The following is a 24,174-nucleotide window of genomic DNA, read 5'->3' on the forward strand; positions in this document are numbered from 1 at the left end:
ATTTATTCTAACTCATTCATTTCATATTTGGAGGGATTCATGATGATTCATACGATTCGTACTCATGCTTTTTCAATTCTCTTCTATGCATTAAGTATTGCCTTCGTGATCTTTTTACTCACACCACGCCCGGATGAAAAAGTGGCGCAACTGATGACAGCTTCCGTTACGGTCGATGAGAACGCTACAGTCGAACAAATCGCTGAAGTCTACAATGATGGTTCGATGTCAGATGAAGAGTACGTCAATTGGTTGATTAAAAATAATGATGTTGAAACAAAACACGTCATCTCAAAAAGCAAAATCGTTGTACCAATCGCACAACAATGACAAAATGGAAAAGTTGTGAAAGAACGAACAGGGATGTGAGGTACGATGAAGGTCGTGATTTATTGTCGGGTGTCGACCGAAAAAGAAGCACAAGATAGTTCGATTGAACGCCAACGGATGGAGCTTTCGAAGGTCGCGTCTCAAAAGGGTTTTGATGTCGTAGATGTCGTCTCTGAAAAAGAGAGTGGATATGACGTCGATCGGGAAGGGATGCTGACGGTTCTTGATCATGTAACACGTGATGCGGTAGATGCGGTCCTCGTGACAGATGACACACGGATTGGTCGAGGGAATGCGAAAATCGCTATTTTGCACACGTTTAAGAAGCACGGTGTTCGGTTGATGACACTTGATTCCGATGGAGAATACCAGCTTGCGGATGCAGAAGCAATGGTCCTTGAGATTGTCTCACTGGTGGAAGAATATCAACGGAAACTGCATAACGCAAAAATCGCGCGCGGCATGCGGCGAGCTGTTGAACAAGGCTTTCGCCCGGAACGAAATCTGAATCGCCAAGGAGAGAACGCTGGGCGTAGTCGAAAGGACGTACCGATCGAAGAAATCGTACGTCTTCGAGAGCTCGGACTGACGTTTTCAGATATCGCCATCACCTTGCGTGGTATGGGACATGATATTTCAAAAGCAACGGTCAATCGTCGATATCTTGAATACCGCGAACTGACACCTAGCCCGGAATGAAGAGCAAGTTACCCGTCGACTGACGCGGTTAACTTGCTTTTTTTTATAGCCTCTTTTAAAGTAAGGATACAATTGAACAACTCAAGTTTGAGTCGTACAGAAAGAGGGATTCCATGTTATCACAAGAACAATTAGATCGAATCAATGCATTAGCGAATAAATCAAAAGTCGAGCCGTTATCAGAAGCCGAAACGGCAGAGCAAAAAGAGTTACGTGCAGCGTATCTCGCAGCATTCCGTGGATCGTTCAAAAACCAACTCATGGGCATGAAAATCGTCGATGAAGAAGGAACGGACGTAACACCAGAGAAATTGAAACAAGCACAAGAAGAAGAACGGAATAAACAATAAAAAATAGCCTTCTATAGGACCACCCGAGAAGTAGGTGTCTAATATAGAAGGCTATTTTATTGTTTTCAGCTGATATCAAGATATCTTGGAAGTTACTTTTTGTGGTTCCGCAACCAAAACTGATTTAGGAACTGCGAAAAAGTAAGTGATGGTGAGTGCAGCAACAAAGGTTAAGACCGATACGATTAAATAAGCTAAAAGTTGATTCCATTCATAAATGTACATTAAAGGAGATAAAATAACAGCTAGACCGTAAGAGTTGGCCTTAATCTGTAAGAGCGAAAGAAGAGCACCACCCAAAGCAGAACACGCAATCATAACATATAAAGGTTTCATACTATATCGCATGACAATCCCAAACAATGCAGGTTCACTAACTCCTAATAATTGCGTGAGTGTGGCACTCATACCAGCAACCCGTACTGTACTTTTTGTTGCGCGTAATGTAATACCGAGCGCCGTACCAGCATTTGAAAATCCATACATGGCGCATAAAGTGATTAGGGGGTTAAATCCTGTATTTGCAAGTAGCGTCGTTTCGATAGCAATGAATAAATGATGCATTCCAGTCATGACTGCAAGCGGATACATAAAACCAATCAGCAAGCCTCCAAGACCAAAAGGCATTCTAATTAACATCGTCACGAGAGTAATCAGACCATTCTCTAGAATATGCAAAAGAGGACCTAGTACAAGTAATCCCAATATCATTGAACCTAATAATACAAAAAACGGAGTAAATATCAAATCAAGTGCATTTGGCATGATTCGCCGTAACCATTTTTCAAATTTTGCTCCTAATATACCAATGACCAAAGCAGTTAAGACGCTTCCTTGATAACCAACGACTGGAATAACGCCGAATGCAAGAATTGGATCCACACCGCTATTGACATCTGCAACAGCATAGGCATTTGGTAAAGCAGGTGATACGAGCATTAAACCAACAATAAATCCAATAATCGGCATTCCACCAAATTTTTTAAAAGCGGACCAACAAATTAAAGCAGGTAAGAATGCAAAAGCAGTATCAGTCAAAACAGATAAGAGGGTCGGTACATAGCTTGGAATTTCTTTTAATGTTAAATCGAACCAACCTAATACGATATCACTGAACATTACTCCTTTTAATCCTAAAAAGAGTCCTGTAGCGGCAATGATAGGAATGATCGGGATAAAGATATCTGCGAGTGTACGGACAGCACGTCGAAGTCCCTTATCAGATGAAGAGGATTCTTCATCTGATGCAAGGGTTTCAATGTTTAATTCACTTAAAGCGGCATAAACTTTATTGACGATGCCGGTACCAAGGATGACTTGATACTGTCCAGCATTATAGAACACACCCTTTACCTCTGCAATTTGCTCGATTCTTTCATCATGGATGAGGGAACGGTCCTTTACAGAAAATCGAAGACGTGTAGCACAATGCGTGTAAGATTCGATGTTTTCTAATCCGATTTCTTGAAGAATTTGCTCGGCAATGGTTTGATATTGGTCTGATTTCTTCATGGTTTAGCCTTCTTTCCGATGAAGTAAGAGAGCATGATAAGGGCGTAGGATAGATGGAGTTTCTGAGACACCATCAACGAAATGATAATTATCGAGTAGCACAGTACCTTTTGGTTCGTTAGGCAAGTCGATATATTGATTAGAAAAGTTAAAATAACAAATTACGGCTTCTTCACCGAGTTTTCGTTCGTATGCGACAAGGTGTGGATGCGTTTCATAGAGTGGTAGAAAGTCCCCATAAACCAACGTATCACTAGCTTCACTATGCTGACGAATCGAAATCATTAAACGATAAAAATTGAGTAAAGACGTAGCACTATGTTCTTGCAGAGCAACATTTATATCACGATAATTCTCATTCATTTTTAACCAAGGTGTCGCATCTGAAAATCCAGCATGTTCATGATGTGTCCAGTGAAACGGAGTGCGAGAATTGTCTCGGCTACGTAAATTTATGAAGTGAAGCGCTTCTTGCTCGCTATGCCCTTCTTGCATGGAGCGGTAATATTGATCAATGCTTGAAATATCATCAAAATCATGAATAGATTCACGGGTGAAATTGGTCATGCCTATTTCTTGCCCTTGATAAATAAAGGGAGTGCCTCGTAAGAAAAAGTACATTGCTCCTAGCATAGATGCTGAATAGAAATGACGCTCTTCCGGATTTTTAATGTATTTACTAATAGAACGATTTTGATCATGATTCTCGAGAAAGTTAGCTGCCCAACCGCTTTCTTGTAACTTATTTTGGCTACGGAATAACATCTGTTTAAAATCGTTAACATTCCAATCGACACGCTTGAACCACTCGCTGCCCGATTCAACATCGAGATCAGCATAACGAAAATCGAAAATCATAGAAAAGTATCCGTTTTCTCCTATGAAATCATCATATTGTTCGTAAGGAACACCAGGCGCCTCACCAATCGTGACACAGTTATAGCGATCAAAGGTACGTTCCTTCAGTTCATGTAGAAAAATTTCGATTCCAGGTTGATTACGTGTTTTTTTAGTACATTTGACGAGACCATCGACACCGTCGGCGGGTAAGTTACTGAAAGTCTGATCTTTTTTTATAAAGGTGATAGCATCGACACGAAATCCTGAAAGACCTTTTTGTAACCAAAATTCAATCATTTCGTAGATTTCTTCACGCAGAGTCGGGTTTTCCCAATTCAAATCAGGTTGTTTGACACCAAAAGAATGGAAGTAATAAAGGTCGCTTCCTTGAATAGGTTCCCACACACTTCCGCCAAAAACAGAACGCCAATTGGTCGGGGGCTGTCCGGTTGTTCCTTTCTTTAACACGTAATAATCTCGATAGGGACTAGTCTCAGGCTGCTTTAATACATCTTGAAACCAAGCATGTTCGTCAGAAGTATGATTTACGACTAAATCCAATACGATTTTAATGTTATATTCTTTTGCTGTTGCCAATAATTCGTCCAAATCACTCATTGTTCCGAAATCAGGATGAATCGTATAGTAATCGGAAATATCATATCCGTTATCATCCATTGGAGACTGATAGATGGGACAAATCCAAATCATCGTAATGCCGAGTTTGCTGAGGTAATCCAATTGAGTCGTGATACCTCTTAAATCGCCAATGCCATCTCCGTTATGATCCTTAAAACTTTTAGGATAGATTTGATACACGACTTCCTCTTTCCACCAGCTCATATAAACTACCTCCTTATTGGTATCGATACCAATTTTGCTTTTAATTTTATTGGAACCGATACCATAAACACTCAAAAAATTTGGTATCGGTTCCAATTTGATTTAAAAAAATATGAAACCGTTTTCTTGTATCAAGAATAAGCGATATATATTTTAGTTGTCAATCCTATTTTTTTAACTCCTCCTCTTTGAGGAGCGTACATTACTGTAGCTCCTCTTGAAAAGCTTAAGTTGATTGACGAATGATTAACTTCATATCAAGGGAATCCATTTTTTCTAGACTGAAATCTTCTGGAGATAATTGTTGCAAAAGACAGTGCACGGCTTGTTTCCCCATTTGTTGAATAGGCTGATGAATAGTCGTCAAAGAAGGCGTAATGATTTCAGCAATCGGTTGATCATCAAATCCAACCACCGCCAATTCCTTTGGGATATTAATCCCGTGTTCTTTAGCAGCAAGGATAATCCCACAAGCTACTTCATCGCTGTTCGCGAAAAGAGCAGTTGGTCGATTAGATAGCTTGAACCATTCTTTAAAAACATCTTTTCCATCTGAAATAGTGTGACGATGAGTGAAGATCCAATCCTCGTGGAATGGAAGATGTGCCTTCTTCAGTATTTTCAAGAAAGCAATATTTCTGTCACGACCTTTACTTTTTTCAGAAAAATCTCCACCTGTACAATAGCCGATTTGAGAATGACCTTGTTCAATCAAATGTTGAACGCCTAAAGAAGTTCCTTTTGCTTGATCCGGGCGAACGACTGCAACGTCCGTTTGATCAATTTGTTCGTTACATACAACGATTGGTCCATATTTTAAATAGGGCAGTATATTTTCCCATTCATTGACTACAGCCGTTAAAATCAAGCCATCTACTTGTTTGGTTTTTAAAAGATTTAAGAAAGATAGTTCTTTTCCAGGTTCTTCATTACTTTGAGAAATTAAAACGTTGTATCCATGTCGTTGTGCTTCTTGTTCGATTTTATCGACTAGTTCTGCAAAAAATGGATTAACAAGTCTAGGAACTAGAACACCGATTGTTGTTGTCACGGAACCTCGAAGTTTTCGTGCTGAGGGATTTGGAGTGTATCCGAGTTCATCCATTGCTTGCAAGATACGTGCCCGCTTTTCAGGTTTGACGAGAGGAGAACCGTTGATTACCCGTGATACCGTTGTTTTAGAAAAGCCGGATAATTTTGCGACATCACTTATATTTGCCATATCATCACCTGTATTCACTTATTTTATGTTCAGTATAGCAAAGTTTTTTATTTTTGAATGAAAGGAGTCTAAAGGAAATAGTACCTAAAAATTAATCTACTATTTTTTGATTCCGAAAAATATATTTCAAAATAATAGGATGGACATTATGTTACTTCGTCTCATATATATCTCTTTTTGCAGGAATCTTAGCATCATAAAAATAAAATTTTAGAACCAAATCTGAAATGATACATCCTGAAAGGGATGGAAGGACAGTAATAGAGAACGCATTCATTTTAATGTGACATACTATTTAGATAAAGTTGTATCACATTTATGGTTGTGCTAAAATGAGTAGGAATTTGTGAAAAAGAGAGAGGATGATTGTTTTGACGAACATGACGACAGTAGAACAATTAGCAATTAATACGATTCGTACCTTATCGATTGATGCCGTACAAAAGGCGAACTCGGGTCACCCAGGTATGCCAATGGGAGCAGCGCCGATGGCATTCTCGCTTTGGGCGGATCATATGAACCACAACCCTAAAAATCCAGAATGGTTCAACCGCGACCGTTTTGTACTTTCAGCCGGACACGGTTCGATGCTTCTCTACTCACTCCTCCACCTATCGGGATATGATCTATCAATGGATGATCTTAAATCATTCCGTCAATGGGGATCAAAAACACCAGGTCACCCGGAATACCGTCACACGGCTGGTGTAGATGCGACGACAGGTCCACTTGGTCAAGGGATCGCAATGGCAGTTGGTATGGCGATGGCAGAACGTCATCTTGAAGCAAAATACAACCGTGACGATCTCAACGTCGTCGATCACTTCACATACGGAATTTGTGGAGATGGAGACTTAATGGAAGGTGTCTCAGCTGAAGCGGCTTCACTCGCAGGTCACCTTGGTCTTGGTAAATTGGTCGTATTGTACGATTCAAACGATATCTCACTTGATGGCGATCTCGATAAATCATTCTCTGAAAACGTCCAGAAGCGCTTCGAAGCGTACAACTGGCAAGTCATTCGCGTAGAAGACGGAACGGATATCGATTCGATTTCGAAAGCAATCGCGGTGGCACAAGCAGAGACGACAAAACCGACATTGATCGAAGTCAAGACAGTCATCGGTTTCGGTTCACCGAACAAATCAGGGAAATCGGCTTCTCACGGTGCACCACTCGGTGAAGCGGAAATCAAATTGACGAAAGCAAGCTACATTTGGGATCACGAAGAGTTCTACGTTCCTGAAGAAGTCAAATCATTGTTTGACGAGCGGATCGTCCAACGTGGTGCTTCTGCGGAAGACGCATGGAACGAAACGATGAAACAATACGAATCAGCTCATCCAGAATTGCATGCGGAACTCGTTCGCGCGATCGCAAACGAATTGCCAAGCAACTGGGAAGCAGATCTTCCGACGTACGACTTGTCATCGAAAAAAGCGACACGTCAAACGAGTGGTGAAGTCTTGAACGGTCTTGCGAAGAACGTTCCGACATTGTTCGGTGGTTCAGCTGACCTTGCAGGATCGAACAACACGATGCTCAAAGGCGAAGCAGACTTCGATATCGACCCAAGCGGTCGTAACATCTGGTTCGGTGTACGTGAATTCGCAATGGCTGCGGCTGTCAACGGTATGGCACTTCACGGCGGCGTCATTCCTTACGGTGCGACATTCTTCGTCTTCTCGGATTACCTCCGTCCAGCGGTTCGCCTTGCTGCGCTAATGGGGCTTCCATCAATCTTCGTCTTGACGCACGACTCGATCGCTGTCGGGGAAGATGGTCCAACACACGAGCCTGTCGAGCACTTGATGAGCTTCCGTGCAATGCCGAACGTCACGATCTACCGTCCAGCAGACGGAAAAGAGACGATCGCAGCATGGAAAACAGCGGTTCAAGCAAAAGACAAACCGACACTTCTCGTCTTGACGCGTCAAGGTCTTCCTGAACTGGAAGGTACGACGACAGAGGGCGCTGAAAAAGGTGGTTATGTCATCGCTGGTGACGTCACGAAAGCTGATACGCTCTTGATCGGTACGGGTTCAGAAGTTCACCTTCTTGTCGAAGCACAAAAAGAACTTGGTGAATCAGCAGCTGTCGTTTCGCTTCCATCATGGGAAGTATTCGAAGCGCAGTCAGCAGAGTATAAAGAATCAGTTCTTCCAAAACACATCACGAAACGTGTTGCGATCGAAGCAGGCGCTTCACTCGGTTGGTACAAATATGTAGGAACACAAGGACAAGTCATCGGAATCGATCGTTTCGGTGCATCTGCGCCTGGAGACTTCCTCTTGAAAGAATACGGCATGTCTGTTGAGAACGTTTTAGCGACAGTCAAACAACTCGGATAATCTTTTCCGGAAAAACGGGTCCGATCTTACGTCGGGCTCGTTTTTCATCTATTATCATCTATGCAAACAATTGGAATTATAGTATAGTAAAAAGCGACGTTTTAAGTTAGAGGAGGAAGCAACTTGGCTACATGGATTTGGATTTTAATTGCCCTTCTTTGCTTGGTAGCAGGTGTCGCCCTTGGTTTCTATATCGCTCGTCGATACATGATGAACTACTTGGAGCAAAACCCACCAATCAACGAAGATATGATTAAGACATTGATGATGCAAATGGGTCAAAAGCCATCACAAAAGAAAGTCAACCAAGTGATGCGTTCAATGAGTGGTTCAATGAAATCACCTAAAAAATAAGCTGTACGAAAGGGGACCAAATGGTCTCCTTTTTATTTGCTATTTTTTAGAAAGAGAACTAATCTAAAATGTGAGACTATTTCAAATAATCATAGGATTTAAAAAAGGGGGGAGACTTGAATGGGAGTCTTCAGGAAACTCGGTTGGTTTTTCCGACGAGAATGGAAAGCATATAGTCTTGGGGTCGTCAGTTTGATTTTTGTAGCGGCGTTAGAGTTGATTCCGCCAAAAATCATCGGGACGACGGTCAACGGTCTGAGTGAGGGAAGCTTGACGAAAGATGATTTGATTCGTCTCGCAGGTACGTTGTTGCTCATCGGGGTCGCGACATATATCATTCGTTATTTTTGGCGCTTTTATATCTTTGGGGCATCGATTCGTCTCGGTCGATTATTGCGCAGCCAACTGTATGGACATTTTTCAGATTTGGATCAATCGTTCTATAAGAAATATCGGAGCGGGGACTTGATGGCGCATGCGACGAACGACGTACAGGCGGTATCGATGACAGCAGGTGCCGGTATTCTCACGCTCGTCGACTCGGTGACGATGGGGAGCTTCGTCATCATCACGATGGTCACGACGATCAGTTGGAAATTGACGCTCGTATCACTTCTACCGATGCCGCTGATGGTCTACTTGACGTCACGCTACGGGAAAATGTTACATTCGCGTTTTCATGACGCGCAGGAAGCATTCTCCGATTTGAATGACAAGGTCGCGGAAAGTATTAGTGGTGTCCGCGTCTTAAAAGCAACAGGGGAAGTGGAATCTGACGTGCAGACGTTTACGGATCTATCGGATGACGTCGTCCAAAAGAACCGTCGTGTCGCAAAAATCGATGCATTATTTGATCCGACGATTTTTGGATTAGTCGGTCTATCGTACATCATCGCTGTCGGATATGGTGCATATCTGTTACAACAAGGTGAAATCCGAATTGGTGACATCGTCTCATTCACTACATATCTTGGTTTATTGACATGGCCAATGCTTGCCTTCGGTTGGTTGTTCAACATTGTCGAACGTGGTCGTGCTTCCTACGATCGGATCGAGCGAATGCTTGCGATCGAACCGGAAATTAAAGATGCGAAGGAAGCAGCAACAAGTGTTTCCTCACCGGAACTTCACGTTGGGATTGAGCGTTTCATCTATGACACGCAACCGGTCTTACAAGACATCGATGTGACGTTGAAGCCCGGTAAATCGCTCGGAATCGTCGGGAAGACAGGTGCTGGGAAATCGACGTTCGTTCGCTTATTGTCTCGCGAATACGACGTCAAACAAGGCGCCATCACGATTGGTGGACGAGACATCAAACAATTGACGCGTGACACCGTCCGTCGTCAAGTGGCGATCGTTCCACAGGATCATTTCTTATTCTCCGCGTCGATTGCTGACAATATTGCCTTTGCAAAACCGGATGCATCAATGGAAGACATCATGGAAGCAGCGCGTATTGCAGCAGTCCATGAGGACATTCTCGGCTTTAAGGAAGGGTACGCGACGATGGTCGGGGAGCGTGGGGTGACGTTATCCGGTGGTCAAAAACAACGGATCTCGATTGCCCGGGCATTATTAGCAGACTGTCCGATTTTAGTGCTCGATGATGCCTTGTCTGCGGTCGATGCTAAAACCGAGGAAGCGATCATCCATCACTTCCGCACGGCGGATCACGATCAGGCACAAATCATCGTTGCCCACCGGTTATCGGCTGTGTCGCATACCGATGAGATCATCGTCCTTGAAGACGGTCGGATCATCGAACGGGGCACGCATGAACAGTTACTCGCCCATGACGGTTGGTATAAAGAGACGTACGATCGCCAGCAACTAGAATCACTTGTTGAACAAGGAGGGCGTTCCGAATGAATCATGATATCAATGAAAAAGCCGTCCTGAAGCGATTGCTTGATTTTGTCAAACCGTTCAAAAAGCAAGTCAGCATCGCCTTCATCCTGCTATTCATTACGACAGCGGCAAAACTCGGTGGACCATATCTCGTCAAGATTTTCATTGATGAATACGTCGCACCGGGTACGTACCCAGTACAGGAAGTCGCACTCTTATTTACAGCGTACTTGTTACTGCATACGACAGGGATCATCGTCGATTACTTGCAAGCGTTCGAATTCCAAAAGATTGCCTTGCAAGTCATTCAACGCTTACGCATTGATGTGTTCCGGCATGTCATGCACTTACGGCTTGCCTATTTTGACCGGACGCCTGCCGGAGTGCTCGTGTCCCGGATCACGAACGATACGGAAGCGATCAAGGAGCTCTACATCGGTGTCTTGTCGACATTCGTGCAAAGCGGCGTCCAGTTGATTGGAACATATATCTTCCTCTATCTACTAGAGCCGCGACTCGCGACGATCGCGTTACTATTGTTACCGCTGTTTTATTTCATCATTTGGATTTACCGGAAGTATTCGACGAAGTATTACGCGGAAGTCCGCGATTTACTATCGAAAATCAACGCCCAACTGAACGAATCCATCAACGGCATGGCGATCATTCAACAATTCCGCCAAGAAAAACGCTTGATGGCAGAGTTCGAGGAGACGAACGTCGCTCACCAGAATGGACGTTATAAGAACTTGAAGCTCGATAGTTGGTTACTGCGACCAATCATTGAATTGTTACTCGCCATTTCAATTGCGACACTCGTGACGTATTTCGGTGTCCTATCGTTCTCACAAACGGTCCAAGTCGGTGTCGTCTATGCCTTCATCAGCTACATGGAGCGGATCTTCCAACCGGTTCAGCAAATCATGCAACGGTTGTCCGAGTTCCAGCAAGCTGTCGTCTCAGCAGACCGTGTATTCAAGGTCCTCGATACGGATGAGCCGGAACCAACGAAACAACTCGAAGGGGATGCACGAGTATCGGAAGGACATATCGTCTTTGAAGACGTGCGCTTTAGTTATGACGGAGAGAAAGATGTCTTGAAAGGGATTTCGTTCGAGGCGAAAAAGGGGCAGACGATTGCGCTCGTTGGTCATACGGGAAGTGGGAAAAGTTCAATCATCAATATCTTGATGCGCTTTTACGCGTACCAATCGGGTCGGATCTTAATCGATGGTCAACCGCTTGAGCAGTTATCGGAAGAAGAACTACGACAGCATGTCGGACTCGTGTTGCAGGATTCATTCTTGTTCACGGGAACGGTCGCTGACAATATTCGATTATTCGACAGTTCGATTTCCTTTGATCGTGTCGAAGCGGCTGCTAAATTCGTACAAGCGGACGGATTCATCAATCAACTCGACCAGCAATATGACAGTCCCGTTGCGGAACGGGGGGCGACGTTCTCAGCTGGGGAACGTCAGTTGATCTCCTTCGCACGCACGATGGCGCGAGATCCCAAAATCCTGATCCTCGATGAAGCGACGAGTTCAATTGATACGGAGACAGAGGAGAAAGTGCAAGTCGCACTTGAACGGATGCGTCAAGGGCGGACGACGATTGCCATTGCCCACCGTCTATCGACGATTCAAGATGCAGATTTGATTCTTGTATTGCATCAAGGAGAAGTGATCGAGCAAGGAAATCACCAAGAATTGATCGCGCAAGATGGTCTGTATAAGAAGATGTATCAACTGCAATCCGGTCATGTCACGGTTTCTTAAAAAATAGACAAAAAAAGCCTGCCAGGCGGTCTCGCCCGGCAGGTTGTTTGTTTTGATTAGTAGACTGTGACTGTGACGTTTTGGCGTCCCCAGTTGAGTGCTTCTTGTTGTGAACCAACGAGAAGGTCAAGTTTGTTACCTTGGATTGCGCCACCACGGTCGAGTACGATTGCTTCACCAATGCCTTCGATGTGCATACGTGTACCGATTGGGTATTGTGAAGAAGCTGCTACGATACGCATACCATTGTACGTGATCGTATTCGTAACGTCATAACCGCTTGCTGTCAACGCACGACCGTTGTAGAGTTGGCTACCGTTGTTAGATGGGTCGTTAGTGTAAGCACTGACGTTCATCGTCACTTTCGTACCTGATTTTGCAGGTGTCGATTGTTTTATTGCAGTTGCTGGTTTAGCAGCTGCTTTTGGTGCTGGCTTCGCAGCTGGTTTAGCCGCTGGTTGAGCTTGTGCTGCTGGTGCTTTAGCTACGCTACCGAGTGTTGTATATGCACTGTGTACATAGCGTGTTTTACCGTCGATTGTTGTTTTAATCCATGCACCAACTTTTCCTTCTACGTTGACTTTTTCACCTTTGTAGAGGTTACCGACATCTTTCGAGCTTGTCGTTGGTTGTGTGCGGACGTTTAGTACTGCCGTAGTAACTGTCGCTTTTTTAAAGTCGAATGAGCCTGCTGCAGACGTATACGCGCCATGGACATAACGTTTTTGACCGTTAATGTGTGTTTGAATCCATGCGCCAGAACGTCCTTCGACATTTAATGTTTGACCTTTATATACATTGCCTACGTCTGCTGATGCAGTTGTAGGTGCTGTGCGTACGTTGAGTACTGGTGTATTTACTGTTACCGTTTCTGAGGCAGCCTCTGTCTCTTGGGCAAATCCTACTGATAGAGCTGTTGCTGCAAGACCGGCAGCGAAAACTGCTTTTTTCATTATTGATGTCCTCCTGACATATGCTGTGTTTACTGTTCCTACTTTACACGGCAAAACTGACCTGTGCGTTTACAGGTCAATGTCATTCGAGTTACAAACCGGGCTATTGTGACAACGAGATTGCAAAAGGTCGGTTTTTGTCATCGATAGGACATACTGATTATGAAAAACGGATGTTTATAGGTCTTTTGGATTACTTTTGCTGAAAGATTCGCACAATTCAACAGAAAAAAGTCTTAAAAATAGAAACTATGTCATCCTTCTATCGTCTAGTGATGAAAAAGTGAAATGGAGGATACGCAGATCAATACTTGACGATCGTCGTCACGCCGAACGCTGTCAGGTAAGAACGATGGAACAATTCCTGCATACAATCGTTAGCGGAAAGCTGAAACGTGCCGTGAATCGTTTGGTACGTTCGCTGTCGAATATTGATTTCAATCGGCTCTAGTAAGGGGGCGGATGGTAGATGGTCATGCATGCTGTCATTTTAATTTTCAATATAAAGCAACTCGAGGACATCTCCTTCTTCCATATAACGCTGTAAGTAAATCATGAACTCCCACTGATCAGCACCTTCGATCGTGTACAGGTAAGGCATCGTGAATCTTCCTCGCTTCAATGATACGTATTCAATCGCTTCGACTTCATGTACGTATAATTGGGGGAGATCGTCAGGTATATAGAGAGGACGAGAACTAGCAATGAATGTAAGAGCGGACATAAAGCACCTCCATCAGAAATAAGAAGTCACAAAAAAGTCAGCATTCGCACTCGAATGCTGACCAGATCGTGCATTAAGATAAAAGCGGTTCATTCGAACCGTGAATGGTATAGTTTTGGACGATGCGTGAATATTCTAAAAGCAAGACGTCGAGTTCATGACTAAGTTGTAGAACACGCGGGGAGGTGAAGCTGGACTGGTCAGCTTGATGATATAGTTCGCTACGTTTGGCTTCGATCGCTAACGTCAATAGTTGTTGTGTCGTCATAGCAGTCTCCCTTACATTGGTGTCGTATCCATATTCTAGCAAGTCCATTTACTAGGTGCAACGAGATTTCAGTAAAATCGACGAAATGTAATTTTTTTGTAATTTTGGCGGACACGAATCTTTTGCAACTTTCTGTGAGATAATAGGTGCTAAATGCAGAGGAGTTTGGCAAAATAGAGGAGGAACTTCTTCTATAGTAGTAAAGGAAAGGGGATGCTCATGATGGAGCTCTCGTTATGGTTAGCGTTTGGAGCAGGATTATTATCTTTCGTCTCTCCGTGTACGCTACCACTGTATCCTGTGTTTCTCTCATACATCACAGGCGTGTCGGTAACGGATTTAAAAGAACGAGGCGTACGAGAAAAGCGATCCTTGTTTCATACGTTAGCGTTCCTCGTTGGTTTTGCGATGGTGTTCGTTGTGCTCGGTTTATCGACATCGTTATTCGCAGATGTTTTTATCACATATCGCGATACGTTACGGATGGTTGGGGCACTCGTCATCTTCGTGTTTGGGATTGTTCTCGTCGGATTATGGCAACCAACATTCTTGATGCGTGAAAAGAAACTGAATCTCGGGGAACGAAAAGGGGGATACGTCGGGACGGTACTCGTCGGAATCGGTTTTGCAGCCGGTTGGACACCATGTACAGGTCCGATTCTCGCAGGAGTCATCGGATTAGCTGCGACCAATCCGAGTCAAGGCATGTTCTACATGCTCGCGTATGTCCTTGGCTTCTCGATTCCGTTCTTATTGATGGCGTTCTTCGTCGGTCGTTCGCGCTTGTTCGTGCAGTATAGTCTGAAATTAACGAAATTCGGGGGAGCCTTGATGATGGTGTTCGGAGTCATGCTGTATTTTGATGGCTTGAGTAAATTCGCAGCATGGATGAGTGACATCGTCGGATTCACTGGATTTTAATCAAGGAAGTGATCGGATGATTTGGATATCAACTGGGGTAGCGCTCGTCATGGGATTGCTGATCAGCTTCATTCGTGTGAAGGCATCAGCAAAACCGACGAATGCTAAAAAAATCTTGATCCCGCCCTTTGCGATGTCGACGGGGATGCTACAGTTTTTATACCCAGCATCCCGTCTGACATGGACGGAAGTGGCAGAAGCATTGCTCATTGGAGCCATCTTCAGCATCTTTTTGATCAAGACATCCAATTTTTATGAAGCAGAAGGGCAGATTTATTTGCAACGTTCGAAAGCATTTTTCATCGTCTTATTCGGCATCTTACTCGTTCGGACGGTTGCGAAATTTTTCATAGGCGGACAAATCGATATCTTCGAAACGGGTGGGATTTTTTATCTCGTTGCCTTTGGAATGATTGCACCGTGGCGCTTCGCGATGTATATGAAATACAAACGAGTCAAGTCGGGTACCGTGCCGGTCGCGCACTTACCTCACTAAAAAAACCGCTGAAGGCGACTTCGGCGGTTTTTCGTGCATCCTTCAATTTTGGAAGTATAATGCGTAGTCTCGCCAGTCGATGGCGTGCTCCGTCAGTGCTTTTTTCAAGAATTTATGATCGCGTTTTGGCGTAGCGGAAATATATCCTTTGACAACCAGTTCAGATGTCATCTCTGTCGCTTGTTCCTCCAGTGCGAACTGTCCGATCCGCCCGGCAATCTTGCGGCGTGCGACATCACGAAATGCCGATGGAACCGGCATGACGAGAGCGTTCAACAATTCCATCGTCTCATCCGTCCAAAGATGTCGTGTTTGGTCGATGTACTCATCTTCCCAGTCCATCATCGATTTACCGTCTTCTTTCGGTAACTTTTTGAGGAACTTCCGGAACATGAAAAACCCGCCAATCGCCATGAGTGTAATCATGATAAAGCCCCAGAGCAGAATCCCGTTCATGAACCATTCCATGCGCGACTCATCCCCCTTTCACATCAAATATAGATTAGCATAAATCAGGTGGACGTGCTATGATGAATGACGGAGAAAGTGAGGCGAAAGAATGCTGCAACCATACGTACAATTGGACGAGACCGGACAGCCCCGTAAAGGTGTCTTACCTGAAACAGCGGACGGTCGGATCGTTGAATTCTATTATGATACGAAGGGTGAGGAGATCACAGTCATCTTCGTCACCGTTCCGGCAGAAGATGCAAGCCGGAAGCGTGCGTTTACGGTCGGGAAAACGTTCAAAACGGTCTCGACACTCGAAGACTTCACGTTACTTCACTATGAATGGGCAAATGACCAGATTTTCGCAACACTTGAGATGTTCGCGGATGGGTCGAAACGTCAAATCGACGCTTCGAGATTGCTCGACTATTAAAAAAGAAGGAGATGCGGATTGCCGCGTCTCCTTCTTTTGATATTCAAGAAATATATAGTCGGATGACCTCGTCATGTAATTCAACCTGTCCACCGATCGGGAACGTGAACAAAGGACTCGTATGTCCAAAATCGACATTCGCAAGAACCGGTACGTGCTCTAAGACTGGATAGAGCGAGATCAGATACCGCAGATGCTCTTCCGTCATCTTCGTTGCGAGTTGGAAGCGTCCGAAGACGATCCCGCGAATCGTTTCGGCACCCGGTTGCGCCATCAAAGAGGCGAAATCACGGGCGAACGTCGCTGGATGGACTTCGTAATCGTCTTCAAGGAATAAAATGGTATCCCGTAAATCAGGGAAGTGCGGTGTGCCTTGCAGGAGATTTAGCGTACAAAGATTCCCACCGAGCAGACGACCACTTGCTTGCCCAGAGGATAAAAGAATCGGTCCTTTGTTCGGTAACGTAATGACATGTCCGCGATCGGTATCACGCCAATGGACCGAAGGCTTGATCGTAACGGGATCCGTTCCAAACAACACTTGCTTGAAGTAATCGATCGTATAGGCGTCGCGATCACGGAAAGCCCGTAACATTGGTCCCGAGTACGTCACTAAGCCGGTATTCGTTAGAATGGCGTGACTGAGTGCTGTGATATCGGAGAAGCCACAAAGGATTTTCGGATGTGTCCGAATCAATTCGTAGTCGAGTAAGTCGACGAGTTCATTCGTACTGAATCCACCGCGAACGCACAGAATCGCATCAACGTTCGGATCAGCGAACGCGGCATGGAGGTCTGCAACCCGTAACTCAGGATTACTGGAACCAAACGGATTGACAGCACGCGCATGTTGACTGATCGAGACACGTAATCCGAGTGATTCGAGGGTTTGGATCGCACCATCGATGATCTTCATCTCGACCGTTGAGAGACTTGAAGCGGGTGCGACTAAACGGACATGAGAACCATCCGTCAATTTCTTCGGTGTTAACGTCGGCAGGTGGGCAGCGATGATTTCTAACCGGTTACCGAAGGGATCGGCTGTGAAGAAACGACGACGTGGCGCAAGGCGTGTATCATGCTCAACCGGATAACCGGCAGCTTGAAGAGCATCGCTCAAGGCTTCGAACGCAGCGACGGTTAATCCAGGATGCGCTTTTTTAGCAGGGGAGAAGGGATCCTCGATGCCAAGATGAAGTGCTGCACCATGGTCTTCGAACCAGACACCACCGCTGGCTTGAACGCCAGTCGGTTTTTCGACTTCCTTCATATGTAAAAGCCCGGCATAAAATGCACGGGCGCGATCTTCTTCGTTTTTCGGCATAGCGAGCTGGACATGATCTAACATGAAGACACTTCCTTTACGAATGAGATTCAGGCAACGAACTGGGTGATTCGTTTTAGTTCACGTTCGACGAGGTTCAAGTAGAAGACACCTTCGATCCGGCGATCAAGAGATTGTGCAATCTCATAGAGATTCGTCCGAAGCGCTGCGAGATACGACGCTTCCTCACCAAGAGATTGACGATGAGCAAAGGCATAGTGAGCGAGTAGGAACTGAAGATATCCACGATCAGTCAAGAACGGGATCAATTGTTTTTTCTCTTCCATCGACCAAGTATAGTTCGTATCATAATACATCTTCGCATACAGGTGATACGGCTCGTCACCGCCTGTAAAGAGGGTTTCACCACGTTTGACTTCTTCGATCAAGCGTTCGCTCCAGTCAAAGCGTTCTTTTTTGCGACTGAGGAACAACGGAAGGATGTATGGATGAGCCTGATCTGGCATCCGCGAGCAACCGCGTTCATGCCGCAGTGCTGCATAGAGAAGTAAGGCACGATCTTCGAAGCCACGATCAATCGCATACGTCATTCGGCTAAATGCTTCACAAGATGGGCAATCACTGAGTTCGTCACTTGGCGCGTCAACCCATTCCGATAGATAATGGTCGGCTTGTTCCTCGTCACCGAGTTTGCTGTAGACCATGAAGCTGATATAGTCACGTGTCCGAATAAAGCCATGCGCGTCACAGAAATCGATGAAGCGATCGAGATCTTCTTCGAGAAGCGAGACCGTCACGTCTTCTTGTTCTGCCATATAAATCAAGTAGGACTTGTAGTTCCAGTACAAATCAAGTTCTTGTTTGGGAGTCAGTGTCATCTCATCTTTTCGGATCCATTCCATCAAGAGCGTGAAGGACACGAGAAACGATCGGAAGTGTCCTAAATCAAATTGATTTTGTGAAAATGCCCATAAGGAGAGGAAGCGGAGTGAATCATCAGCTGTTTCCTCAAAGATGGCCCATAAGGCCTCACCGCGTGCAACGGAGGGTTCTTCTTCCTTTAAGCGAAGATATAAGAGATGGAGTTCTTCTTGAGGGTTCATCTGTACCCCTCCTTTCTTATATAAGTATACCACGAGCGTTTTGAGAAATCGCAATTGAGCGAGGACGGAATAAAAAAAGATTCCGAACCCGCTCAATCGCGGTTCGGAATCATTTCAAGTATTTGTGGATGAGTTTCAGCTGTCGGATGTAGCAAATCATGTACTGTGTAACCATTGAGTACTTGATGGAACGCCGCAATGGCATCATCGAAAGCATCACGTGCTGGATTGAGCGAAGGAATCTCGTGAATGCCTTCTTGCGGATCGAGAAAATGAACGGTTGGTTCAAACAGTTGTACGACGTCACCGATATGAATTGCATCCGGAGGGCTCGCTAATCGAAAACCACCTCCACGACCACGGACAGATTCAATCAGACCACTCTGTCCTAAACGATAGACTACTTTCATCAAATGATTCTTAGAAATGTCGTAACAATCCGCTACTTCCTGGATTCGGACTAAACGATCGGGATGAGCTGCTGCGAACAGCAGGGACCGAATCGCGTAATCCGTATAACGTGTCATGCGCATTTTCATCACCTACTTAACACACATACTAGGGGGGGACGCAAGCATTTACAACTTTCAATGTGCAAAAAATAAGATGCATTTTAGAGATTGTTTTTGAGAGTGGATTCACGCATAATGGACGGTGAAAGGTAGGTTAAATTATGCATTTCGATCAGGCATTACACCTTTTGCAACAGCTCGGTCCATCGATGGAGCAAAAGGGATTGCGGATCGCGACGCGCTTCTATGACTCGCTCGAGGCGACGTACGAAGAAGAATTGCGCGCGCTTCGAGAAGCAGGAGCTCAGGACGGAACTCGCGCATTACGGATTTTACGCCTGAGTCAATTACTGAACCAGATTACCAACCAGCACGAATCGAGTGAACTGTTTAAATTGATTTTGCTGAATGAAATCGATCAGACAAAATCGTTTCTGCTGACGTACCCGGACATCATCAGTCGTGAAATTCTTCAAGCTATTCAAATCGAATATGACCTTAAAGAAGATGCACCTTTACTTCAAGCATGGGCAATTGTTCACCATCAACTCGTCGATACGTGCCGCCATTTTTGTAAATACCGTCATGCTGAAAATTGGCGTCAACAAGATATTTTGTTGATCGCAGAAGAACATCATCTCGGAGCCGTCATCGATGAAGCCAGGCACGCGCTCTTGAGTGGTCGAAAAACGACATTGTTACATGTCTCAGCTGAGGAACTGGCAGAACGAATGTTAGCGAATGTCGTATCCTTGACGACGAAAGGGATGGTCGTTCATCACATTCGTCAAGAAGGATGGGAACAACAGATGCACGAATTCTTGACGATGATCACGGCAAATGATCCGATTGTCTTCGTCAGTGGATCGACGAATTTCATTGAAGAAATCCAGCAACGACTTGATCCGTTGCCGGTCCTGTTCGGTCCGTTCGTAGCGGCAAATCAATTACCCTCTTGACGAGAAAAGCGATGTGTAACGCTCTGAATGAAGTCGGAGCATGACACATCGCTTTTTTTTAGGCGGATTTCGTTAAGCGTTTCGCGCGTTGAATCGATCGGTCTAGTGCGAGATAGACCCCACCTGATACACAGCAGAGCAGTCCGACGAATCCGAGCGCAAAGTCACCTTTTCCGGTATCAAGGAATAACGATCCGAGAAGCGGTGCGGTGACGCCGCCAATCAACCATTGGAGACTCGCAGCACCGTTGTACGTTCCGCGGAGGTGTTCCGGGGCGATCAAAGCGATGAACGTCATCTGCACAGGAGACATGATCATCTCACCGAGCGTATAGAACGCATAAATCGCAAGCAATACCGTCACGAGCACGACATAACTCGTTCCGAGTGAGAACAGGTAAGACGGGACGAATGCGAGGAAAATCATGCCGATTCCGAAAATCGAGGCCCCGAGCAACATGACTTTTCCGAATGCTTTGCCAGACAAGCGAGCAGCGATCGGGAACTGGAACAAGACGACCATGATTCCGTTCAGAGCCATCAGATAAGGGAACGGATTTTGTTTCGTCGGTAATCCCGGTAGTGCTTCCTTCAAGAAGACCGGTAACATACTCTCGACGAGGGCAAATCCCATCGAGATGAAGACACCCGCCCCGATGAAGATTAAAAAGACATGATCCTTCCGCAATACAGTGAGCGGTGATACTTTGACTTCGTCCGTCTTTTCGATATACTCCGGTTTTGTCTCTTCGATGAAGAAGTAGAGAACGAGTCCGTACAGGAAAAAGACGAAAGCGGCAGAGTAGAAGATGAGTGAACGGTCGACGAATAGGACCGCACTTCCGAGAAGTGGACCGAATGCGGCCCCGACGTTATGTCCCATCCGCAGCAGGCCGAACGATTCGTTCAGGCGTTCTGGTGGTGTGACGTCAGCGACCATCGCGCTTGCCGCCGGATGGAACAGTGAACTCGATAAACCGAGCAGCGCGTTCAAAGCGAGAAGCGGTCCGAATGAATCAGCAAACGAAAAACCGATTAGTGCGATGACGTCACCGATGATCGAGAGGACCATCAGTGGTTTTCGACCGAATTTATCGGCGAAGTGACCACCGAGGACGGCACCGACGAGCGACATGATCGGTCCGGTCGCCATGATGACACCGACCAAGAAGTAGGAATCGAGTCGATCCGCATAATAAAGAACTAAAAATGGTGCAATCATGAACATCATGATCCCCGTGATCGTTTCCCCGACGAACCGGATCCAGATGTTGCGATCAAGCTGTTTGAGTGCGTTAAGCATAGTGAAAACCCCTTATATTCCGTTTTTAGACAATAGAAAAGACGGATACGCACAAATATGGGCATACCCGTCCTAATATAAGAGGGCAGCATGTACGTATACGCATACGCACACCCTGCTTAATTAAAAATTAAACGATTGGGTGACGTACAGTTGTAGCCGATACAAAGACAGTGTGGACAGATGTCCGGGCTTGATGGAATACCATTGTACGTCTCCTCCTTCTGTAATAGTGAACTTCCTAGTCATCGTAAAGAAGATCGTGATGAATTGTCAACTTTAAATCTGAAAATTGAGTCAATGAAGTGAAATGGACGAGACCTTGAAAATTCGGTATGATAGACTAGTTGCGAAAAAGATTGATCGGACTTTTGAATATATCGGTGAAAGGAACTACCATACATGACAAACATTCTACAAACGGAAGTCGAAAAGCGTCGGATTTTCGGCATCATTTCCCACCCGGATGCGGGTAAGACGACATTAACTGAAAAATTCCTCCTGCACGGAGGGGCAATCCGTGAGGCAGGTTCTGTCAAAGCACGGAAAAACTCGAAATTTGCGAAATCAGACTGGATGGAAATCGAAAAACAACGCGGAATCTCAGTTACGTCTTCGGTCATGCAATTCGAATACAACAAAAAGATCGTCTCGATCATGGATACACCAGGTCACTCGGACTTCGGTGAAGATACGTACCGAATCCTGACAGCGGTTGACTCAGCGATCATGGTCATCGATGCGGCGAAAGGGATCGAGTCACAAACGAAGAAACTGTTCCAAGTCTGTCGGATGCGCGGGATTCCAATCTTTACGTTCATCAACAAGATGGACCGTCAAGCGCGTGACCCACTCGAATTGATGGAAGAACTCGAAGAAGTCCTCGGCATCCCGTCTGTTGCTGTGACGTGGCCAGCTGGTTCAGGTCAACAGTTCGAAGGGGTCTATGACCGCGTCAAAGGACAATTCCACTGCTTTAAAAATGATCGTAAGACGATCGAACTCGGCGAGGAAGGTCTCGCAAACGAAGAACTCGCGACGACGATCAACTCGGAAATGTACGAGACGTTGATGGATGAAGTCGACTTACTCGACGGCGCAGGTAACGAATACGATGAAGAATTGATCGCAAAAGGTGAACTGACTCCAGTCTTCTTCGGATCAGCACTCGTCGATTTCGGTGTCACACCACTTCTTGAACATTACTTGAACTTGTCTCCTTCACCGACACCACGCGAGTCGAACAAAGGGAAAGTCGAGCCGGCACAAGACTTCTTCAGCGGTTTCGTCTTCAAGATTCAAGCGAACATGAACCCGAACCACCGTGACCGGATTGCGTTCGTCCGTATTTGTACGGGTAAATTTGATCGTGGAATGGACGTCGTCTTGACACGGACAGGCAAGAAGATGAAGTTATCTCAATCGACACAATTCATGGCGGATGAGCGGGAAACAGTCAATGAAGCGTTCGCAGGAGACGTCATCGGGTTGTACGATTCAGGCAACTATCAAATCGGTGATACGATCACGAACGGTGATCCATCATTACAATATGAGGCACTACCAACGTTCGCACCAGAACTCTTCTTGAAGGTCTACACGAAAAACGCCTTAAAGTCGAAACAGTTCCAAAAAGGTGTCGAACAGCTCGCGCAAGAAGGTGCGATCCAGGTCTACAAAACGGAATACAACGAAATCATCCTTGGAGCAATCGGACAACTCCAATTCGAAGTCTTCGAGCACAGGCTCAAAGGCGAGTATGGCGTTGACATCTTGAAGGATGCCGCGAACTTCCAAGTCGCGAAATGGATCAAGCCAGCAGAAGTCGCTGCCGTCAAACAATTGACGGATTCTCGGACGGTTCTCGTCTACGACCGTTGGGAGAATGCCGTGTTGTTATTCGCGAATGATTTCGTCTACGAGCGGTTCGTTCAGAAAAACGAAGGAACAATCACATTGGTCGATTCACCGCAACAACTCTAAGCTTTGACGGACTACTTTTCGAAGTGGTCCGTTTTTTCGTTCCTGAAATCTCGTTTGATGGCAAGCGAACAAGGGTAAAAACAGAGCGAGTTTGAATTCATATGAAAAAGGAAGGTGTCATGTGATGGCGAAACGGTTTGTTGGAATCTATCAGGATCAATCGAGTCTGGAACGAAAAATCGAGGAATTGAAACAACAGGGGCATCATGATTCGGATTTTTCTGTCGTCGGTCGAGATGACGCGGCAGACGAAGCATCGGGTGCGAGTTGGATTGATCAGGTCAAATCAAAATTTTCTAAAGAACCACCGCTCCGCGAGACATTAAAACGTGTCGGACATTCGGACGATGAGGCAGAACGGCATTACGCAGAAGTCGAGCGTGGCGGTCTTGCATTGTTCGTCAAGGATCGAGATCACGACCATGACCATGAGCACCATCACCATCATCACCATGACCACGATCATGACCATCGGCACGATGATAACAAGGTCGAAAATCCGGGGAACAATGCCTATGAATCCGATCACCGCGGGGACGGTGAGAAGAGCGACCGGGCGAAGTGGAAAGCGGACGATCTCGACTAATACCTAGAAGTGAAGGCGCCGATATCGGTGATCTTCACTTTTTTTCTCGGATCCGGAGTCGCAAA

At 45.4% G+C, this 24,174-nt stretch carries 24 protein-coding genes; 13 read left to right on the forward strand and 11 right to left on the reverse strand.

Annotation, left to right across the window (positions count from 1 at the left end):
- Positions 1-42 precede the first annotated feature (42 nt).
- The 3 genes from yneA to KNQ09_RS02240 all read left to right on the forward strand — a co-directional run bounded on the left by yneA (position 43) and on the right by KNQ09_RS02240 (position 1,379).
- Entirely contained in the window at positions 43-330 is a 288-nt protein-coding gene (gene yneA, locus KNQ09_RS02230; RefSeq protein WP_023467771.1) for a cell division suppressor protein YneA, read from the forward strand.
- 45 nt (positions 331-375) lie between these two features.
- Positions 376-1,029, forward strand: a complete 654-nt coding sequence (locus KNQ09_RS02235) for a YneB family resolvase-like protein (protein WP_029341251.1) — start codon at positions 376-378, stop codon at positions 1,027-1,029.
- A 113-nt stretch (positions 1,030-1,142) separates the two neighbouring features.
- Positions 1,143-1,379 (forward strand): DUF896 domain-containing protein, encoded by a 237-nt coding sequence (locus KNQ09_RS02240; RefSeq protein ID WP_035398122.1) that lies wholly within the window; start codon positions 1,143-1,145, stop codon positions 1,377-1,379.
- Positions 1,380-1,454: 75 nt separating this feature from the next.
- Here the strand turns inward: KNQ09_RS02240 and KNQ09_RS02245 are convergent, their stop codons facing one another.
- The 3 genes from KNQ09_RS02245 to KNQ09_RS02255 form a co-directional block, all read right to left on the reverse strand.
- The gene (locus KNQ09_RS02245) at positions 1,455-2,891 is read right to left on the reverse strand and encodes a PTS transporter subunit EIIC (RefSeq protein ID WP_064300199.1); all 1,437 of its coding nucleotides are present in this window, start codon (positions 2,889-2,891) and stop codon (positions 1,455-1,457) included.
- A 3-nt stretch (positions 2,892-2,894) separates the two neighbouring features.
- A complete protein-coding gene (locus KNQ09_RS02250; RefSeq protein ID WP_214857193.1) occupies positions 2,895-4,574 on the reverse strand; it encodes a glycoside hydrolase family 13 protein in 1,680 nt (559 codons plus the stop codon).
- Positions 4,575-4,800: 226 nt separating this feature from the next.
- On the reverse strand, positions 4,801-5,814 hold the full coding sequence (locus KNQ09_RS02255) for a LacI family DNA-binding transcriptional regulator (protein WP_353049740.1): 1,014 nt from the start codon (positions 5,812-5,814) through the stop codon (positions 4,801-4,803).
- Positions 5,815-6,176: 362 nt separating this feature from the next.
- Between KNQ09_RS02255 and tkt the strand changes: the two genes are divergently transcribed.
- From tkt to KNQ09_RS02275, 4 genes are all read left to right on the forward strand, one after another.
- Positions 6,177-8,147 carry a transketolase gene (gene tkt, locus KNQ09_RS02260; RefSeq protein ID WP_251138072.1) on the forward strand — a complete coding sequence of 657 codons (1,971 nt, stop codon included), beginning with the start codon at positions 6,177-6,179 and terminating at the stop codon, positions 8,145-8,147.
- Positions 8,148-8,270: 123 nt separating this feature from the next.
- Positions 8,271-8,501 (forward strand): YneF family protein, encoded by a 231-nt coding sequence (locus KNQ09_RS02265; RefSeq protein WP_012370001.1) that lies wholly within the window; start codon positions 8,271-8,273, stop codon positions 8,499-8,501.
- A 120-nt stretch (positions 8,502-8,621) separates the two neighbouring features.
- Positions 8,622-10,373 carry an ABC transporter transmembrane domain-containing protein gene (locus tag KNQ09_RS02270; protein ID WP_214857194.1) on the forward strand — a complete coding sequence of 584 codons (1,752 nt, stop codon included), beginning with the start codon at positions 8,622-8,624 and terminating at the stop codon, positions 10,371-10,373.
- The gene (locus KNQ09_RS02275; protein ID WP_058705250.1) at positions 10,370-12,133 is read left to right on the forward strand and encodes an ABC transporter ATP-binding protein; all 1,764 of its coding nucleotides are present in this window, start codon (positions 10,370-10,372) and stop codon (positions 12,131-12,133) included. The genes KNQ09_RS02270 and KNQ09_RS02275 overlap by 4 nt, the downstream gene beginning before the upstream one ends.
- A gap of 56 nt (positions 12,134-12,189) precedes the next feature.
- On the opposite strand, the gene KNQ09_RS02280 is transcribed toward KNQ09_RS02275, so the two are convergent.
- The 3 genes from KNQ09_RS02280 to KNQ09_RS02290 form a co-directional block, all read right to left on the reverse strand.
- Positions 12,190-13,086, reverse strand: coding sequence for an SH3 domain-containing protein (locus tag KNQ09_RS02280; RefSeq protein ID WP_214857196.1), 897 nt, complete (start codon positions 13,084-13,086; stop codon positions 12,190-12,192).
- 304 nt (positions 13,087-13,390) lie between these two features.
- Complete coding sequence (locus KNQ09_RS02285) at positions 13,391-13,567, reverse strand: hypothetical protein (RefSeq protein WP_214857198.1); 177 nt, start codon at positions 13,565-13,567, stop codon at positions 13,391-13,393.
- Positions 13,568-13,883: 316 nt separating this feature from the next.
- Positions 13,884-14,078: an aspartyl-phosphate phosphatase Spo0E family protein gene (locus KNQ09_RS02290; protein WP_029341257.1), complete on the reverse strand. Its 195-nt coding sequence runs from the start codon at positions 14,076-14,078 to the stop codon at positions 13,884-13,886.
- Positions 14,079-14,300: 222 nt separating this feature from the next.
- Between KNQ09_RS02290 and KNQ09_RS02295 the strand changes: the two genes are divergently transcribed.
- Both KNQ09_RS02295 and KNQ09_RS02300 read left to right on the forward strand, forming a co-directional pair.
- A complete protein-coding gene (locus KNQ09_RS02295; RefSeq protein WP_023467780.1) occupies positions 14,301-14,999 on the forward strand; it encodes a cytochrome c biogenesis CcdA family protein in 699 nt (232 codons plus the stop codon).
- A 16-nt stretch (positions 15,000-15,015) separates the two neighbouring features.
- Positions 15,016-15,495, forward strand: coding sequence for a CcdC family protein (locus tag KNQ09_RS02300; RefSeq protein ID WP_214857200.1), 480 nt, complete (start codon positions 15,016-15,018; stop codon positions 15,493-15,495).
- Positions 15,496-15,537: 42 nt separating this feature from the next.
- Here KNQ09_RS02300 and KNQ09_RS02305 read toward each other — a convergent pair whose 3' ends face one another.
- Complete coding sequence (locus KNQ09_RS02305; protein WP_029341260.1) at positions 15,538-15,963, reverse strand: DUF2621 family protein; 426 nt, start codon at positions 15,961-15,963, stop codon at positions 15,538-15,540.
- Between the two features lie 91 nt (positions 15,964-16,054).
- On the opposite strand from KNQ09_RS02305, the gene KNQ09_RS02310 reads away from it, so the two are divergent.
- Positions 16,055-16,378: a hypothetical protein gene (locus tag KNQ09_RS02310; RefSeq protein ID WP_023467783.1), complete on the forward strand. Its 324-nt coding sequence runs from the start codon at positions 16,055-16,057 to the stop codon at positions 16,376-16,378.
- Between the two features lie 43 nt (positions 16,379-16,421).
- Here KNQ09_RS02310 and KNQ09_RS02315 read toward each other — a convergent pair whose 3' ends face one another.
- The 3 genes from KNQ09_RS02315 to KNQ09_RS02325 all read right to left on the reverse strand — a co-directional run bounded on the left by KNQ09_RS02315 (position 16,422) and on the right by KNQ09_RS02325 (position 19,293).
- On the reverse strand, positions 16,422-17,726 hold the full coding sequence (locus tag KNQ09_RS02315) for a VOC family protein (RefSeq protein ID WP_214857202.1): 1,305 nt from the start codon (positions 17,724-17,726) through the stop codon (positions 16,422-16,424).
- A 26-nt stretch (positions 17,727-17,752) separates the two neighbouring features.
- Positions 17,753-18,766, reverse strand: a complete 1,014-nt coding sequence (locus KNQ09_RS02320; RefSeq protein ID WP_058265204.1) for a hypothetical protein — start codon at positions 18,764-18,766, stop codon at positions 17,753-17,755.
- A gap of 92 nt (positions 18,767-18,858) precedes the next feature.
- Positions 18,859-19,293 (reverse strand): RrF2 family transcriptional regulator, encoded by a 435-nt coding sequence (locus tag KNQ09_RS02325; RefSeq protein ID WP_231681780.1) that lies wholly within the window; start codon positions 19,291-19,293, stop codon positions 18,859-18,861.
- 146 nt (positions 19,294-19,439) lie between these two features.
- On the opposite strand from KNQ09_RS02325, the gene KNQ09_RS02330 reads away from it, so the two are divergent.
- Positions 19,440-20,237: a hypothetical protein gene (locus tag KNQ09_RS02330; RefSeq protein WP_023467787.1), complete on the forward strand. Its 798-nt coding sequence runs from the start codon at positions 19,440-19,442 to the stop codon at positions 20,235-20,237.
- Positions 20,238-20,295: 58 nt separating this feature from the next.
- Here the strand turns inward: KNQ09_RS02330 and KNQ09_RS02335 are convergent, their stop codons facing one another.
- A complete protein-coding gene (locus KNQ09_RS02335; RefSeq protein ID WP_064300193.1) occupies positions 20,296-21,540 on the reverse strand; it encodes an MDR family MFS transporter in 1,245 nt (414 codons plus the stop codon).
- 402 nt (positions 21,541-21,942) lie between these two features.
- Here KNQ09_RS02335 and KNQ09_RS02340 point away from each other — a divergent pair, with 402 nt between their 5' ends.
- Both KNQ09_RS02340 and KNQ09_RS02345 read left to right on the forward strand, forming a co-directional pair.
- Complete coding sequence (locus tag KNQ09_RS02340) at positions 21,943-23,523, forward strand: peptide chain release factor 3 (RefSeq protein WP_214857204.1); 1,581 nt, start codon at positions 21,943-21,945, stop codon at positions 23,521-23,523.
- A gap of 124 nt (positions 23,524-23,647) precedes the next feature.
- Positions 23,648-24,109: a YflT domain-containing protein gene (locus KNQ09_RS02345; protein ID WP_214857206.1), complete on the forward strand. Its 462-nt coding sequence runs from the start codon at positions 23,648-23,650 to the stop codon at positions 24,107-24,109.
- The last annotated feature ends 65 nt before the right edge of the window (positions 24,110-24,174 follow it).

Origin of the sequence: Exiguobacterium sp. s191 (genome assembly GCF_018618955.1) — a bacterium.
GTDB classification, from domain to species: Bacteria; Bacillota; Bacilli; order Exiguobacteriales; family Exiguobacteriaceae; genus Exiguobacterium_A; species Exiguobacterium_A abrahamii.